Raw genomic sequence first — 15,114 nt, forward strand, 5'->3', positions numbered from 1 at the left:
TATAAGAATCATTTGCCAGCGCTGCGTAATCTCGGTCAGTTAGAGTCACGGCACTTCCTTCCTGGCAGATAATGTCACCTTAAACAATTCTCCCCGCAACTCATCCTTGAATTTAGCAGGATCGCCCTCACCAGTATCTGGAAAGTCTTCCAACTCGTCCCGCGGGTAGCCACCCCTCCAAAAATAAGTCGTCTTTTTGCCTGAACTTAGAATCTGATCTTTTTCCAGACTAGGCGAAAAGTTCGTCTCCTCTTTCTTGCCATTCGCCTTTAAAGAAATGCCGACACCCATCAATTCCCAATGACACACGCCCTTTCCATAATAATCTGCGTCAATCATGCCGTCTGCAAAAATCGTCGCAACATAGGTCGTGGCATCGATTTTCTTGAAAACTGCAGGAATACTATCTTCTTTTTGCTTTGACCAGACGCCGGCAATCGGCTCAATCGGGGTGCACAGCGTATGGTTAGTCATCTGATAAAAAGCCGCGCCATCTACAAAATCGAACGGTCCTGGCGCATTCTCGATGGTCATGGTGATTCGATAGGCTTGCGTAGGGCGCGGATTCTTTCGATAGATCGGATCACCGTCAGCGTCGCGGGCCTGCATGTCCTTGGATTGCATGGTGGTCTCCTTTGCTCCGCAAGCGCACAGCAATGCGGCCAGGGAGATGCATAGCAGTGTGATGGAGGCGCGATACACGATTGGATTTGGCCAATAAATGCTTGATAGCAGAGCCTACGCCGTTTTTATAGTCGTCTCAACAAGATTCGTCAGGGACGCGATTCAGCCGCTGGCCCATCGCGCTCTGCCTGAAGCTCCGCCGGTCGATTGACCGTTGGATCAGCTCGATTGCATCGTCGACCTAGGGATTATGCCGCTTAACCACCATGCTGCCATCAGCGCAAGCTCCATCCTTGGAAAGCTATCGATCAGGCTCGGTGCCGCGGTGAGCGACGACTATTTTGCGGGTATCCTTTCTCTGGTAAATGATACCTTGATACCAGATGGATGGCCCACATACATTAGCCGCTGGCAAGGAACCCCACCAATATCGATAATCTGGCTTCTTTCTCCAGTCTCACGCGGCCCATCGCGAGCAAGCACCGCCTATTACTGACTTTTAAAACTCATGGCGATTCCTTTACAGATTGCAGGGTGACCTTGAAGAGATTGTCGCGCAGTTCCTTCTTAAACGCTTCTAACACTAGGAAGCACTGTATCCGGGTAGTCCGCCACATCTTCCTTACGATACCCACCAGATCAAAAAAACAGCCATTGGTTCAAAAGCAAAAAAATCCTTCTTATCCAGACGTAGCATGAAGTTTGCCTCACCCCGTGCACCGGTCGCCTTGAGCGAAACGCTTACCCCGCCAAAATCCCAATGACAAATCCCTTTTCCATAATAAACCGCACCCAACATTCCATCCGAATAAACGATCGCAACGTACGCCCCGTTGTCTACTCTTTGAAAAACTATTGAAATTCCGTTTTATTTCGGTTTTGTCGACATGCCCAAAGCGGGATCGAACGGCGCACGTTCACCGCGATTTGTCATGTCATAAAAGGCTGTACCTGACATTGACCCAAACGGTCCTGGCGCATTCTCGATGGTCATGGTGACCCGATAGGCCTGCTTTGGATACGGGTTCTTTCGATAGATCGGATCGCCGTCAGCGTCGCGAGCCTGCACGTCCTTGGATTGCATGGCGGCCTCCTCTGCTCCGCAGGCGCACAGTAAAGTCGCGAGGGAAATGCATAGCAGCGCGACTGAAGTGGGATACATCGTGTAGTTGGCCGATAAACGCCCTGTTTCTACAAAGCTACGTCCTTTCCTGGACAGCAACAATATTTTTCCTGGCGCAACGCCAGTGCTGCTAATCGAATCGGGCGGCATAGCTCCGGCGGTATCGATGCCTATCTCCAAATTCAGTCCAACGAGTCAAGCCACCTCTCCTGGTTACCCAAAAAGACCGAAAGACACACTTGATAATCATTCCCATCAAGCGCAGGATGAGCGCCCGTTTCCCTGGCGGCCTCTACCATGGCGTATGCAGTCGGCCTTCTCAATGCGTTGCCCAGCGTGCAGCTGTGCGAGCTGCTGGGCCGCATCGGTTGTGGATTCGTGGTGCTCGATCTGGAGCACGTGCTGCGTGCGCCGGAGCAACTGGAACATGCCATCCGCGCGTGTGAGCTGTCCGGCTGCGAAGCCTGGGTGCGGGTGCCGGAGGTGGACGAAAAACTGATCGGCCGCGTGCTGGACGCCGGTGCGCGCGGCATCGTGGTGCCACGCGCCGAATCGGCGCAGCAGATGGCGTGCGCGGTCGCCGCCGCGCGCTTTCCGCCGCTGGGCCGGCGCGGCATCACCGGCGGTCGCGTCACCGGCTTCGGCAACACCGACCTGCCGACCTATATCGCGCAGGCCAACCGCGACATCCGCATTGTGCCGATGATCGAAAGCGCTGCTGGCGTGGCCGCATTGCCCGACATTCTTGCCGTGCCCGGCGTGGCGCTGGTGATGGAAGGTGCGCTGGATCTGGCACTGGATCTGGGCCTGGGTCCGCAACCCACCCATGCGCAGGTGTGGGAGTTGCTGCTGCAACTGCAGGCGCACTGCCGCGCGGCCGGCGTGCCGTTCTGCCCCAATCCACGCACCGACGCGCAACGCGCGCACTGGCTGCAACAACCGGATCTGCGCTGGCTGCTGGCCGGCGAAGACCGCGCCCTGATCCAGCGCGCGTTGCGCGGCCATCTGGCCACGTTCGACGCGCCCGCCTCCCTACCCGCCTGCAGGAGCACGCCGTAGATGTCGACGTTCCGTTTCCACACCCTGACCACTGCCGTCATGGCCGCGCTCACCTTGAGCGTGTCGCCGTCTGCGTTCGCCACCGATACGCCCGATGCCGCCGGGCTCGATGGCGAGACGCCGATCCGTGCGCTGGACGCGATCCAGGTGCAGGGCAGCCTGCTCGGCCGCTCCAGACCCGACGACGTGCAACGCTACGCGGGCAGCCGCCAGGTGATCGACCGCGAGCAGCTGCGCAATGGCGGCAACCGGTCGCTCGACGATGCCCTGCAGCGCGTGCCTGGCATCAAGATCTTCGACGAAACCGGCACCGGCGCATTGCCGCAGCTCATGCTGCGCGGCCTGTACGAAAGCCGCAGCGGCCGCGTGCAGGTGCTGGAAGACGGCATCCCGCTGGCACTGGCGCCGTACGGGCAAACCAGCCTGTCGCTGTTTCCGGTGGGGCTGAATCAGATCGACCGCATCGACATCGTGCGCGCGGGCGCGGCGGTGCAATACGGGCCGAACAACGTGGGCGGGGTGATCAATCTGGTCAGCAAGGAGATCCCCAGCGAGTGGAGCACCACGCTGGCGCACAAGGTCACCGCCGGCGGCCAGGGCCAGTTCCTGCAGGACAGCGCGCTCAGCAGCGGCGGTTACCTCAGCGACAATTTCGGCATGCAGGTCGATGCCAATCGCACCTACGGCGATTATTGGCGCGCGCATAGCGACACCGACATCAGCAGTCTGCGCGTGCGTGCGGAGTGGTGGCTGGACGACACCAAGTCGCTCAAGGCCAGCGTGCAGCGCTACCTGGTGGACATGGATCTGGCCGGTGCCCTGAGCCCGGCCGATTATCGCCGCGATCCGCGCCAGGCCACGCGCCCGCTGGACACCTTCAACGGCCGCACCACGCGCGCGTCGTTGAGCTATGAGCAACTGCTGGGCGACTGGGGCCCGCTGCAGGACGTGCGCCTGGACTGGACCAACTTCGGCGCGCGCAGCAGCCGCAACTTCATCGTCGGCATGCGCCAGGCCGCCACCGAAACCTGGCGGTCGGACCTGCCGCCGCAACTGCGCCAGACCGCGCCGCGCGACTTCCGCGTGGTGGGCAGCGAGCCGCGCCTGAGCTGGAGCATGGGCAGTGCCGGCGGCGTGCGGCAGCAATGGACGGCCGGCGTGCGTGCGGTGCGTGAGGACATCGATTTCCTGGTCGGCAACCTGCGGCTGCGCGATGGCCTGTTCACCACGGTGCGCGACTGGCAGTTCGAAGACCGCGCGCTCGCGGCGTATGTCAGCAATGCCATCACCTTGCCGGACGAGCGCCTGACCATCACGCCCGGCCTGCGCTACGAGCGCCTGGATTCGCGCTATTTCAACCACGCCACCGGCGTGAGCACGCTCAACCAGACTCGCGACGTGCTGCCGGGGCTGACGGTGGGTTTCCAGGCCAATGAACAGTGGTTCCTGTATGCGGACGGGCAACGTTCCATGCGCGCGCCACAGGTCACCCAGATCATCTTCGGCAACAATCTCGATGCCGAGCTGGCGTGGAATTACGAAGCCGGTACGCGCTATCAGCCCAACGACCGCACCCGTATCCAGGTCGGCGCCTACCTGATCGACTTCGATCAGCAGATCCAGCTGGACAACACCACCCGCGTGTTCCGCAATCTGGGCAAGACCCGCCACCAAGGGGGCGAGGTGGAACTGCAATGGAGCCCGGAGAACCTGCGCGCGCTCACCCTCAACGCCGGCTATGCGTATCTGGATGCCAGCCAGGAATCGGGAACATTCCGTGGCTTGCGCGTGCCGTTTACCTCGCGCAATCAGATCACCTGGGGCGGCACCTACGCGCTCGGTCATACCACTGTCGCGCTGTCGGGGTACTACTTCAGCAAGGCCTTCAGCGATGCCGCCAACACCGTGCAGGAAAACGCCATCGCCTCGGTGGGCCAGCTGCCGGCGTACATGGTGTGGAACACGCAGGTGAGCCATACCTTGTTCGAACGCGATGGGCAGAAATTCAGCGCCTCGCTGGCGATCAACAACCTGTTCGACCGGCAGTACTGGTTCCGTGGCGTGGACACCAGCCCCTGGGGCCGTCAGGCCGCGCCCGGCCGCACCGTCACTGCCGGCCTGGAGTACACGTTCTAACGACTGCGCCCGGTGCGCGGTGCGGGCCGCAGCAAGCCGCACGCGGCGTGAGACGCGTTGCGGTTCTGCACCGGCACGCACACCTGGCCGATGTCGGCATCGCTTGATCGGCGTCGCTGCAGCAACCCGCAGCGGCACGACGCGACCACTGTGCAGGGGCAGTGGTCGACCACGATGGCCATGGCGCTCACGCCATCGCCATCGCCCACCACATGGCGTGCATGAGGCACGCATCAGCGCCGCAGCATGCGGCAGTGCGATCGCTGGATCGCAGGCCACCCAACGCCCGTTCGCGGCGCCAGGCAGCCCGTTTACCTATCGGTTTCCCCACCGCCCTGTCGAACGAGAGCTGCCATGAATGCTGTACCCGACGCCCCCCTGGTGATCCTCACCCATGTCTGCCACCCGGCCATCACCGATGGCTTCTTGCCGGCCGCGCACGCGCAAGGCATTCCGGTGTGGCTGCTGACCGACCATCGGCTCGATCACCTGGCCTATTTCCGCGACCACCCCACGCATGCGCCGCAGCGGGTGATCGAATGCGACGTGTTCAATCCGCTCGGCGTGCTGGATGTGCTGCACGACGCCGCGCTGCGGCCACGCGCGGTCTTCAGCAACAGCGATCATCTGCAGACCAGCACGGCGCTGGTTGCGGCCGGCCTGGGGTTGCCGGGCAAGGATTGGCAGGTCTGCTACGCGGCCAAGAACAAGGCCGCGATGCGGCAGCGCCTGCGTGCACGCGGCCTGCCCTCGCCGTGGTTCTGCACCCTGGCGCCCGGCGCCGCGCCACCGGACGAGATCCCGTGGCCAGTGGTGGCCAAACCGCGCGAAGGCGTGGCCAGCCTGGATGTGCGCCATTGCGCCGATGCCACGCACCTGCAGGACTATCTCGATGAGGTCTGGCAGCGCCACCCGCAGCGCACCGTGCTGCTGGAAGGCATGTTGCAGGGGCCGTTGTTCACGCTGGAAACGCTGGGCGACGGGCAGACGCTGCAGGCCATCGGCGGCTTCAGGGTGCGCCTGTCGCCGCCACCGCATTTTGTCGAGTGCGAAGCGCAGTGGGATGCCCGGGTCGATACCGCAGTGGTTGCGCAGGCGCTGCAGCAACTGCGTGCCTTCGGCGTCAACTTCGGCCTGTGCCATAGCGAATTCATCCTCACCGACCAGGGCCCGGTGCTGGTGGAAATCAACTACCGCAGCATCGGCGACCGACGCGAATTCCTGCTCGACGGCATGTTCGGCGGGCACTGGTTCGCCGCTGCGCTGGCGCCGCATCTGGGCCAACCGCTGCCGCAGCTGCGCAGCGAGCGTGCGCATGCCCTGCTGCGTTACTACGTGGCCGAAACGGAAGGCGAGCTGGTCACCGCCAGCGAAGACCGCCGCCATCGCGACGCGCACAGCGACGTGCAGTACCGGCGCATGCGCGCACCGGGCGAACGCATCCAGCTGAGCCATTCCAACAAGGATTACCTGGGCGTGCTGAGTGCGGTGGCCAGCAATGCGCAGGCGCTGGAGCAGGCGGTGGTGCAGGCCGAGGCCGGTCTGCACTGGCGCATCGACACCGCGCAGGTGCACGCATGAGCCGCGCCGACGACCAGCGCTACATCACCACCCGCATCATCGACGCCTGCCTGCGCGAGGATCTGCGCGGAATCGTCAGCCGCGGCCAGGCGGCCACGCCCGACCCGGGCGTGCTGGCGCAGTGGCCCGACCCCGGCCCGGTGGGCGGTTGGTGGCGCATCACGCATCTGCCCGGTGGCACGTTGTGGCTGCCGATCCACCATGGCGGCGTGCTGCAGGACTTCAGCGCCTGCAGCGATCGCTGGGTGGTGCAGACGGCCGACGCTGCGCAACTCGAACAGGGCGCGCGGGCCTGGCTGCAGCGCATGGGCGCCGAGCTCGATGCGCAGACCATGCAGCTGCACCGCGCCTATGCCGACGAGGCCGACTGCGCCGCAGCGCACCGCGGCCTGGCACGCCAGGCCTATGATGCGCAGGCACCGGCGCTGGCCACCGCCCTGCAGCACGCAGACCCGGCCGAACGCGCCTACCGTTGCGACCAGCTGGCCAGTTACCGCGACCATCCGTTCTATCCCACCGCGCGCGCCAAGGCCGGGCTGGAGGCATCGGAGTTACGCGACTACGCGCCGGAGTTTGCGCCCACCTTCGCGCTGCGCTGGCTGGCGATCCCGCATGCACTGGCCAGCTGCACCAGCACGCCGCCGGCCGCGCTGTGGCCGGACATGGCCACGCTCGGCCTGCCGCCGGCGCTTGCGCACACCCACCTGGCCTGGCCGGTACATCCGCTGGTGTGGGAACGACTGGAACAGCCCGGCTTCGAGCTTCCGGCCGGTGCGGTGCGTGCACCGCGGGCATGGCTGCAGGTGCGCCCCACCCTGTCGGTGCGCACGCTGGTGCCAGTGCAGCAGCCGCACCTGCACCTCAAGCTGCCGATCCCGATGCGCACGCTGGGCGCACTGAACCTGCGTCTGATCAAACCGTCCACGCTGTACGACGGGCACTGGCTGGAGCGCGCGTTGCGTCGCATCGATGCGCACGACAGCGCCCTACGGGGCCGGTGCGTGTTCGTGGACGAGTCGCATGGCGGGCATGTGGGCCAGACCCGGCACCTGGCCTATCTGCTGCGGCGGTATCCGCCCCTGGACGACGCCACGCTGGTGCCGGTGGCCGCGCTGTGCGCTTTGTTGCCCGATGGCCGGCCGATGGCGATCCACCTGGCCGAGCAGTTCGCCCACGGCGACGTGCAGGCCTGGTGGCGCGACTACACCGAGTTGCTGCTTGCGGTGCATTTGCGGCTATGGCTGCGCTACGGCATTGCATTGGAAGCCAATCAGCAGAACAGCGTGCTGGTGTATGCCCACGGCCAACGCACCCGCCTGCTGATGAAGGACAACGACGCCGCGCGGATCGCCATGCCGCAACTGCGCGCCCAATTGCCGGACATCGACACGCTGGGCCCGCTGCACGATGCGCGGATTGCGGTGGACGATGCGCAGGCGCTGGCGCAGATGTTCTGCACCATCGTGCTGCAACTGGATCTGCAGGCGGTGCTGGAAGGCCTGGCCGAGTGGCAGCCGGCGCTGCGCGCGCCGCTGGCGGCGCAGCTGCAGGCGCAGCTCGCGCGGACGCTTGAACACCTGCACGCCGAGGGCATCGATACCGCGCCCGCGCGTGACCTGCTCGCCATGCCCCGGTTGCCGGTGAAGTACCTGCTCAGTGCCGGCAGCCTGCTCAGCAAGCAGCTCACCGGTGCGAGCGACATCAACAAGTTCTACGGCAACAGCGCGCCCAATCCGTTCGGCATTGCGTTTGCGCAACAGCCGCGCCATCAGGCCGGTGGTGGGCGATGAAGCGCATTCTCGGCCCGGTGCTGGCAGCGCACTATCTGGCCGCCTTCACTGCCCTGGGCATGCCGCTGTTCCTGCCGCAGGTGCTGGCCGAACTGGCACCGGGCGCGGCGGTGGGCTGGAGCGGCGTGCTGTACGTACTGCCGACGCTGTGCACCGCGTTGACGGCCGGCACCTGGGGGCGGCTGGCCGACCGCTACGGGCGCAAGCGTTCGTTGCTGCGCGCGCAGCTGGGGCTGGCGCTGGGCTTTGCCATCGCCGGCTTCGCACCGTCGCTGCCCTGGCTGGTGGTTGGCCTGGTCGTGCAGGGCGGCTGCGGCGGCTCGCTGGCCGCGGCCAACGCCTATCTGGCCAGCCAGCCGCAGGCCGGCCCGTTGGCGCGTGCACTGGACTGGACCCAGTATTCGGCACGGCTGGCAATGGTGAGCGCACCCGCGCTGCTGGGGCTGGCCCTTGCCTTGGGCCCGGCGCAATCGCTGTACCGCGCGCTCGCGCTGCTGCCGCTGATCGCGTTCGCGCTGACCTGGCGGTTGCCGGCGGATCACCCGGCACCACGGCCAGTGGCCGCACGCAGCGCCGCGTCGGGTCCGGCGCCATTGCAGGCCACTCCAGCGTCATGGCCTGCGCTGCTGCTGGCGCAGTTCCTGTTCTGTTTCGCGATGGTGGTGACCTTCCCGTATTTCATTCCCTACGCACTCGCGCGTGGCGCCGGCCACGATGCGCTCGCCGGCCTGCTCTACAGCCTGCCGCACCTGGTGTACCTGGTGGTGCTGCCGTGGTGGCGGCGCGGCGATGGCCATGCATGGCTGGTGCCCGGGCTGTTGCTGTTTGCGCTTGCCTGCCTGTGGCAGGCGCTGCTGCACGACGCCATCGCGCTGGTGGCGGCGCGGCTGCTGTTCGGCCTTGGCATGTTGTTCGGCCTGCGTGGGCTCAACCGCAGCCTGGCCCTGGTCGCCAACGGCCACGGCGCCGGGCGCCTGTTCGGCCGGTTCGATGCCTGCGGCAAGTGGGCCGGCGTGGCCGCCGGCGCCGCCGCCGGTGCGCTGGCCCAGGCCGCCGGCCCGGCCAGCCCTTTCCTGGCCGCCGCGCTGGCGGCCGCCGCTGCTGCGCTCACCGTCCTGGTGCGCTTTCCTTCGAGGAGATCTGCCGATGTCGCTGCACACGATGCATGACCCCTGGTACGACAGCATGGCCGACGCCCAGGCCTGCAGTTGCTGGTTGAACTGCTACCTGCGCGAGTTCGCCATCCCGCAACATGCCGCCGATTTCGATTACCGCGGGCTGGATCGCCCCGGCCCGCGGGTTGCCGAACAGCGCTGGCTGCGCATCGCGCTGGGCGCCGCCGGCACGCTGTGCGTGCGCATTGCCCATGCCGACCGGCTGGGCCGCTGCCGTTTTGCGTCCACGCCGTTTCTCAAGAGCGCCGGCCAGCCGTGGCAGAGCCTGGATGCGCACGCCCTGGCACGCTGCCTGCTGCAATCGCTGGGCAGCAGGCAGGCGGTGAATCCGGAGCTGCTGGCACAAAGCGCCAACAGCGTGGCGGTCACCGCGGCGTTGTTGCGGCAGGCCCAGTGCAGCGCGGCCAGCGGCGAGGCCATGATCGATGCGGAGCAATCGATGCTGTGGGGGCATGCGCTGCATCCCACGCCCAAAAGCCGCGAAGGCGTCGCACTGGAGCAGGTGCTGGCCTGCGCCCCGGAAGCGCGCGCGCAGTTCCAGTTGTTCTGGTTCCGCATCGACCCGCGCCTGCTGCGCGTTCAGGGCCAGGACGTGCGCACCAGCTTGGCCCAGCTGTCCGGCGACCCGGCGCTGTATCCCTGCCATCCGTGGGAGGCGCAACGCCTGCTGGACGACCCCTTGCTACGCACGCTGCAATCGCGCGGCCTCATCGCACCGGTCGGCCTGCGTGGCGCTGCACTGCGCCCCACCTCGTCGGTACGCACGCTGTATCACCCGGCGCTGGAGTACTTCCTCAAGTGCTCGGTGCATGTGCGCCTGACCAATTGCGTGCGCAAGAACGCCTGGTACGAACTGGAAAGTGCGGTCGCCCTCACCGAGCTGCTGGCGCCGAGCTGGCAAGCGTTGGCCGCGCAGGTGCCCGGCTTCGATGTGATGCTGGAACCTGCGGCAACCTCGCTGGATGTGGCGCAGGTCGATCGCGCGTTGCACGACGCCGACCCGCACGCCGCACGCAACCTGTCGGAGAGCTTCGGCATCCTGTACCGCAAGACCATCCCCGCCGCGCAGCGCGCGCACTGGCAGCCACAGGTGGCGGCAGCGTTGTTTACCTGCGATGCGCAGGGCAATAGCGTCTGCGCCCGCCAGCTGCAGGCGCTGAGCCGCACGCCGATGGATCGCCGCACCGCCACACTGCGCTGGTTCGGCGCCTATGCCAGCGTGTTGCTGGACGGCGTGTGGAGCGCGTTGTTCCAGCATGGCATCGCCCTGGAGCCGCATCTGCAGAACACCGTGATCGGGTTTGCCGACGGGTGGCCGACGCGGGTGTGGATTCGCGACCTGGAAGGCACCAAGCTGCTTGCCCACCATTGGCCACCGACACGGCTGCACGGCGTCGGCGAGCGCGCGCGGCAATCGCTGTATTACACGCCCGAACAAGGCTGGAACCGCGTGGCCTACTGCGCCCTGGTCAACAACCTGGCCGAGGCCATCTTCCATCTGACCGAAGGCGACGGCACGCTCGAAGCGCAGCTGTGGCGCCGCGTGGGAGAGATTGCCGTGCGTTGGCAGCAGCGCCACGGCGCACAGCCCGCGCTGCAGGGGTTGATCGACGGCGCGCCGCTGCCGGGCAAGAACAATCTCGGCACCCGTCTGTTGCAACGCGCCGACCGTCAATCCGACTACACCGCCCTGCCCAATCCCATCGCGCCGCTCGTCCGCGCACGGCAGGTGGCGGCGTGAGCCTGCAGATCGACACGGGCCGCGTCATCGCTGCGTTGCCGCAACTGCGCGCCAGCAGCGATGGCCCGGTCTGCGCGTATGTCTACGATCTGGCCGCGCTGCACGCGCATGCGGCGTGGATGCGCGCGCAGCTACCGGCGCCGTGCGAGCTGTTCTACGCGGCCAAGGCCAATGCAGAGCCGCCGATCCTGCGCACGCTCGCGCCGCTTGTGGACGGCTTCGAGGCCGCATCCGGTGGCGAACTGGCCTGGCTGCATGCACAGCAACCACAGGCAGCGCTGCTGTTTGGCGGGCCCGGCAAACTCGACAGCGAACTCGCCCAGGCGGTGACCCTGCCCGACTGCAGCGTGCACGTGGAAAGCCTCGGCGAGCTGCAGCGCCTGGCGGCCATCGCCGCGGCTGCCGGCCGCTGCGTGCCGGTGTTCCTGCGCATGAACATCGCCGTGCCCGGCGCCAAGAGCACGCGCCTGATGATGGGCGGACAGCCCTCGCCGTTCGGGCTCGACCCGCAGGACCTGGACACCGCCATGCAGCTGCTGCGCGCAACCTCGGCGCTGCGCCTGGAAGGGTTTCATTTCCACCTGATGTCGCACCAGCGCGATGCCGGCGCGCAGCTGCACCTGATCGCCGCCTACCTGCGCACCGTGCAGCAGTGGCGACACGCCTACGGTCTCGGGCCGCTCAGGGTGAATGCGGGCGGCGGCTTCGGCGTGGACTACCTGACGCCGCAGGCCTCGTTCGACTGGGCCGGCTTCTGCGCGGGGCTGCCGGCGTTGTTGCGCGAGCACGGCGATGCGGTGCGCCTGCGCCTGGAGCCGGGCCGCTATGTCAGCGCCAGTTGCGGCTGGTACCTGATGGAAGTGCTCGACCTCAAGCGCAGCCACGGCGCCTGGTTTGCAATCGCGCGCGGCGGCACCCATCACTTCCGCACGCCGGCCGCGCAGGCGCACGACCACCCGGTCCGCGTGCTGCGCGGGGCGCACCCGCCGGTCGTCAGCGACACCGCGGTCACCCTGGTCGGCCAGCTCTGCACGCCCAAGGACGTATTGGCCCGCAACCAACCCGTCGCCGCACTGGCCCCCGGCGACTGCCTGGCCTTTCCGCTGGCCGGCGCCTACGCCTGGAATATTTCGCACCAGCAGTTCCTGATGCACCCGCCACCGCAGCAGCTGTTTTTGCCGGTGGTGGGTTGACTTACGAATCGCGCACAAATAATGCTCGAGGCTGCAACTGACAAGCCTGCCCTGCGATCTATTGGCGGCTGCAGTAAGCTCAGTCGGTCGACATAGCTTTATTGATCTTCATAGAAATTTCCCGGGCAAATCACGCCAACTGACCAGGTCCTAGAGGCCGATAAATGGAGTTTCGGTGAAGAAGCGTGTTTCGATCTCGTTGGCAGCGCTGTTCCTGACGGCACTTGCGGTTTTTCTCATGCGCACAACCCCGGTTGCCGGGGAAATGCCATCTCAATCAGCTCCACAGGGTGCGACCAACGACGATAGCACTCTAAATTCTGTCCAAGTCGATGGAAATTCTCTTGCGCACCGCCAGAAGAGCTGGGCATCGGCATCCAGCGGACAGATCGATCAAGATTTTCACGACACCAGGACCAGAGCAGAAGCAGGCGACCCAGTCGCACAGCGGCAGCTTGCCGAGATGTACGAGCGCTGCGCTCTGTACAGCATTTCTCCAGAAAATTTCAACAGCATGTTGAAAATGTATGCGGATGCGGACAAACAGAATGCAGGCCGCTACTTCGCCACAGGCAAGCGGTTTTCGCACTACTGCAACTCGATTGACAACGGCAAGAAAATTCCACTGATCGCTCATCAACTGTGGTACGCGGAGGCAGCAAAGCGGGGAGACCTGATAGCACAAATCAAGGTTGCGTCAGCTCCAGACAGCCAAACGGACGAGGCCACTTATCGCTCGCTCGTCGAAAAGGCGTTCGAAAGTAAAGATCCTGACGCAATTTTCGCACTCGGCGACATGCTGTCCTTGGCGAAGATACCGATCGAGCTTGGAAACTATGGGCATCCGGCGGGCGCGGATTATTCCGAGTATGCATGGGAGCTTGCGGCCTGTCGTGCGGGCGCAAGCTGTGGCCCCGGCTCATTCCGCATGGACGCCGCTTGTATATCTGGGCTGTGCAACGCTCCAGATTTCGAAGCAGTGATCAAGCGCAACTTTATCCCTCCGGCACAGCTGAAGTTTCTTGAGAGAGACGCAGAACGCATCCGGTTTCTCCGTGAAAGCGCACTCAGGAGAACGCCACGCACCGCTGCAGTGCGGAGGCCACCACCACATTCCAATCACCCGCTGCAGTAGCCATGCGTAGGTGCTGCCACCCCGGTTCGGTCAGCGGGTCCTCGAACTGGCCGCGCTCACTGCGCTGGCGGTATCGCATGCCGCAGCAAGGTGGTCCGCACGCTCATGCGTCGGATACGCCGGCCTCGGCAAAGGTGGCCATGCCGTTGTGCAAGGCGCAGGCGCTGCGCAGCAGCGGAATCGCCACCGCCGCGCCGCTGGCCTCGCCCAGGCGCAGATCCAGCTGCAGCAGCGGTTCGGCATCGAGTGCGCGCAGCAGCGCAGCGTGACCGCGTTCCTGCGAGCGATGCCCGAACAGCAGCCATTCGCGCACGCCAGGGTTGAGACGGGTGGCGACCAATGCCGCAGCGGTGGAAATGAAGCCGTCCACCAGCACCGGGATGCCGGCCTGCGCAGCGGCGATATACGCACCGACCAGGGCGGCGATCTCGAAGCCACCGAGCCGGCGCAACCGTTCCAGCGGGGTAGCCGCATCGGCGTGCACGGCTAGCGCACGCGCGATCACCGTGGCCTTGTGCGCGATGCCCTCGGCATCCAGGCCGGTGCCGGCACCGGCCATCGCCTGCGGAAATTGGGACAGCAAGGCGCAACTCAGCGCGGCGGCGGCGGTGGTATTGCCGATCCCCATCTCGCCGCCGACGAACAACTGCGTATCGCAACTCCTGGCCTGCGCGATGCTCTCGGCGCCGGCGGCAAGCGCATCGCGCAACTGCGCCTGAGTCATCGCCGGCTGCTCGCAGAGATTGGCGGTGGACGGCGCGATCCACGCACGTCGCACCCGTGGCAGCTCGCCCGGGTCGTTGACCACGCCCAGGTTCACCACTTCCAGCCGTGCGCCGAGCTCGCGCGCCAGCACCGCGATGGCTGCGCCGCCGCGTGCGAAGTTGCGCACCATCTCGCCGGTGACCGCCTGCGGAAAGGCCGAGACACCTTCGGCGGCAACGCCATGATCACCGGCGTACACCGCAATCCACACCCGCTGCACGGTCGGGTGCGCGTTGCGTTGCCAGGCGGCCAGCTGCACCGCCAGTTGCTCCAGCCGCCCCAGCGCGCCGTGCGGCTTGGTCAGCTGTTCCTGCCGCGCCAGCGCCGCAGCGCGCACGCGCGCATCCGGCGTTGCGCATGCAGCAAGGATCCAGTCGCTACTCACACCGCTTCTCCCGTCAGCACCATGGGCAAACCTGCCACCACCACCATCGCAGGCCCGCACTGTAGCGCCAATGCCTGGCGCCGCCGGCCGGCTTCATCGACAAAACGAGGCGTGAGTTCGCCCGGCGGTACATCGCCGTGCCCGCCCGCGTTGCTGACCAGCACCCCCTGCCCGGGCAACTGCGGCAGCGGTGTGCAACAGGTCACATTCGCGCATGCAGGCGCCCCGCATCCGGGTGTCCCGGCAGGCGGGCGGGCTGCGTCAGGGCGGCGGTCTCCGGAGGCGTTGCAGCGCGTCACCCGGACGGGCGAGCGAGCCGCCATGCAGCGCGGCATGAGCCGGGGGACGCAGCACGGCCAATCCCCCCAGCCCGGCAAAGCGGCCAGCGCCTGCGGACCGTCGGCACC

Annotated in this window: 10 protein-coding genes and 3 pseudogenes; 8 read left to right on the top strand and 5 right to left on the bottom strand. The window is 65.8% G+C overall.

The genetic code is table 11. The features are described 5' to 3' along the window. Positions 1 to 45 precede the first annotated feature (45 nt). The 3 genes and pseudogenes from ACCQ12_RS14710 to ACCQ12_RS14720 all read right to left on the bottom strand — a co-directional run bounded on the left by ACCQ12_RS14710 (position 46) and on the right by ACCQ12_RS14720 (position 1,708). Positions 46 to 624 carry a hypothetical protein gene (locus tag ACCQ12_RS14710; protein ID WP_372382066.1) on the bottom strand — a complete coding sequence of 193 codons (579 nt, stop codon included), beginning with the start codon at positions 622 to 624 and terminating at the stop codon, positions 46 to 48. Positions 625 to 928: 304 nt separating this feature from the next. After that, positions 929 to 1,107 (bottom strand): annotated as a pseudogene (locus tag ACCQ12_RS14715) (lipase); the annotation flags it as partial. 23 nt (positions 1,108 to 1,130) lie between these two features. Beyond that, positions 1,131 to 1,708: pseudogene (locus ACCQ12_RS14720) on the bottom strand (hypothetical protein). 336 nt (positions 1,709 to 2,044) lie between these two features. On the opposite strand from ACCQ12_RS14720, the gene ACCQ12_RS14725 reads away from it, so the two are divergent. From ACCQ12_RS14725 to ACCQ12_RS14760, 8 genes are all read left to right on the top strand, one after another. Then, positions 2,045 to 2,806: an HpcH/HpaI aldolase family protein gene (locus ACCQ12_RS14725; RefSeq protein ID WP_047695569.1), complete on the top strand. Its 762-nt coding sequence runs from the start codon at positions 2,045 to 2,047 to the stop codon at positions 2,804 to 2,806. Next, positions 2,807 to 4,942: a TonB-dependent receptor family protein gene (locus ACCQ12_RS14730; protein ID WP_372382067.1), complete on the top strand. Its 2,136-nt coding sequence runs from the start codon at positions 2,807 to 2,809 to the stop codon at positions 4,940 to 4,942. A gap of 354 nt (positions 4,943 to 5,296) precedes the next feature. Next, positions 5,297 to 6,523 (top strand): siderophore biosynthesis protein PvsA, encoded by a 1,227-nt coding sequence (locus ACCQ12_RS14735; protein ID WP_372382068.1) that lies wholly within the window; start codon positions 5,297 to 5,299, stop codon positions 6,521 to 6,523. After that, a complete protein-coding gene (locus ACCQ12_RS14740) occupies positions 6,520 to 8,313 on the top strand; it encodes an IucA/IucC family protein (protein ID WP_372382069.1) in 1,794 nt (597 codons plus the stop codon). Before ACCQ12_RS14735 ends, ACCQ12_RS14740 begins: the two co-directional genes overlap by 4 nt. Continuing rightward, on the top strand, positions 8,310 to 9,482 hold the full coding sequence (locus ACCQ12_RS14745) for an MFS transporter (RefSeq protein WP_372382070.1): 1,173 nt from the start codon (positions 8,310 to 8,312) through the stop codon (positions 9,480 to 9,482). Before ACCQ12_RS14740 ends, ACCQ12_RS14745 begins: the two co-directional genes overlap by 4 nt. Beyond that, entirely contained in the window at positions 9,460 to 11,229 is a 1,770-nt protein-coding gene (locus tag ACCQ12_RS14750) for an IucA/IucC family protein (protein ID WP_372382071.1), read from the top strand. The genes ACCQ12_RS14745 and ACCQ12_RS14750 overlap by 23 nt, the downstream gene beginning before the upstream one ends. Next, entirely contained in the window at positions 11,226 to 12,422 is a 1,197-nt protein-coding gene (locus tag ACCQ12_RS14755) for a type III PLP-dependent enzyme (protein WP_372382072.1), read from the top strand. The genes ACCQ12_RS14750 and ACCQ12_RS14755 overlap by 4 nt, the downstream gene beginning before the upstream one ends. A gap of 175 nt (positions 12,423 to 12,597) precedes the next feature. Further along, positions 12,598 to 13,557: an SEL1-like repeat protein gene (locus ACCQ12_RS14760; protein ID WP_372382073.1), complete on the top strand. Its 960-nt coding sequence runs from the start codon at positions 12,598 to 12,600 to the stop codon at positions 13,555 to 13,557. Between the two features lie 103 nt (positions 13,558 to 13,660). On the opposite strand, the gene cobT is transcribed toward ACCQ12_RS14760, so the two are convergent. Continuing rightward, positions 13,661 to 14,707: a nicotinate-nucleotide--dimethylbenzimidazole phosphoribosyltransferase gene (gene cobT / locus ACCQ12_RS14765; protein WP_184367313.1), complete on the bottom strand. Its 1,047-nt coding sequence runs from the start codon at positions 14,705 to 14,707 to the stop codon at positions 13,661 to 13,663. Beyond that, positions 14,704 to 14,895 (bottom strand): annotated as a pseudogene (locus ACCQ12_RS14770) (bifunctional adenosylcobinamide kinase/adenosylcobinamide-phosphate guanylyltransferase); the annotation flags it as partial. The gene cobT and the pseudogene ACCQ12_RS14770, both read right to left, overlap by 4 nt. Positions 14,896 to 15,114 lie beyond the last annotated feature (219 nt).

The sequence above is a fragment of the Xanthomonas sp. NCPPB 1068 genome, from assembly GCF_041479385.2.
Classification (GTDB): Bacteria; Pseudomonadota; Gammaproteobacteria; order Xanthomonadales; family Xanthomonadaceae; genus Xanthomonas; species Xanthomonas cannabis.

What these genes read in the sequence shown, in the direction of transcription:
- ACCQ12_RS14750 (WP_372382071.1), top strand. Translation starts at nt 9,460, where the DNA reads ATGTCGCTGCACACGATGCATGACCCCTGGTACGACAGCATGGCCGAC.
- ACCQ12_RS14730 (WP_372382067.1), top strand. Translation starts at nt 2,807, where the DNA reads ATGTCGACGTTCCGTTTCCACACCCTGACCACTGCCGTCATGGCCGCG.
- ACCQ12_RS14745 (WP_372382070.1), top strand. Translation starts at nt 8,310, where the DNA reads ATGAAGCGCATTCTCGGCCCGGTGCTGGCAGCGCACTATCTGGCCGCC.
- ACCQ12_RS14735 (WP_372382068.1), top strand. Translation starts at nt 5,297, where the DNA reads ATGAATGCTGTACCCGACGCCCCCCTGGTGATCCTCACCCATGTCTGC.
- ACCQ12_RS14725 (WP_047695569.1), top strand. Translation starts at nt 2,045, where the DNA reads ATGGCGTATGCAGTCGGCCTTCTCAATGCGTTGCCCAGCGTGCAGCTG.
- ACCQ12_RS14710 (WP_372382066.1), bottom strand. Translation starts at nt 624, where the DNA reads ATGCAATCCAAGGACATGCAGGCCCGCGACGCTGACGGTGATCCGATC.
- ACCQ12_RS14740 (WP_372382069.1), top strand. Translation starts at nt 6,520, where the DNA reads ATGAGCCGCGCCGACGACCAGCGCTACATCACCACCCGCATCATCGAC.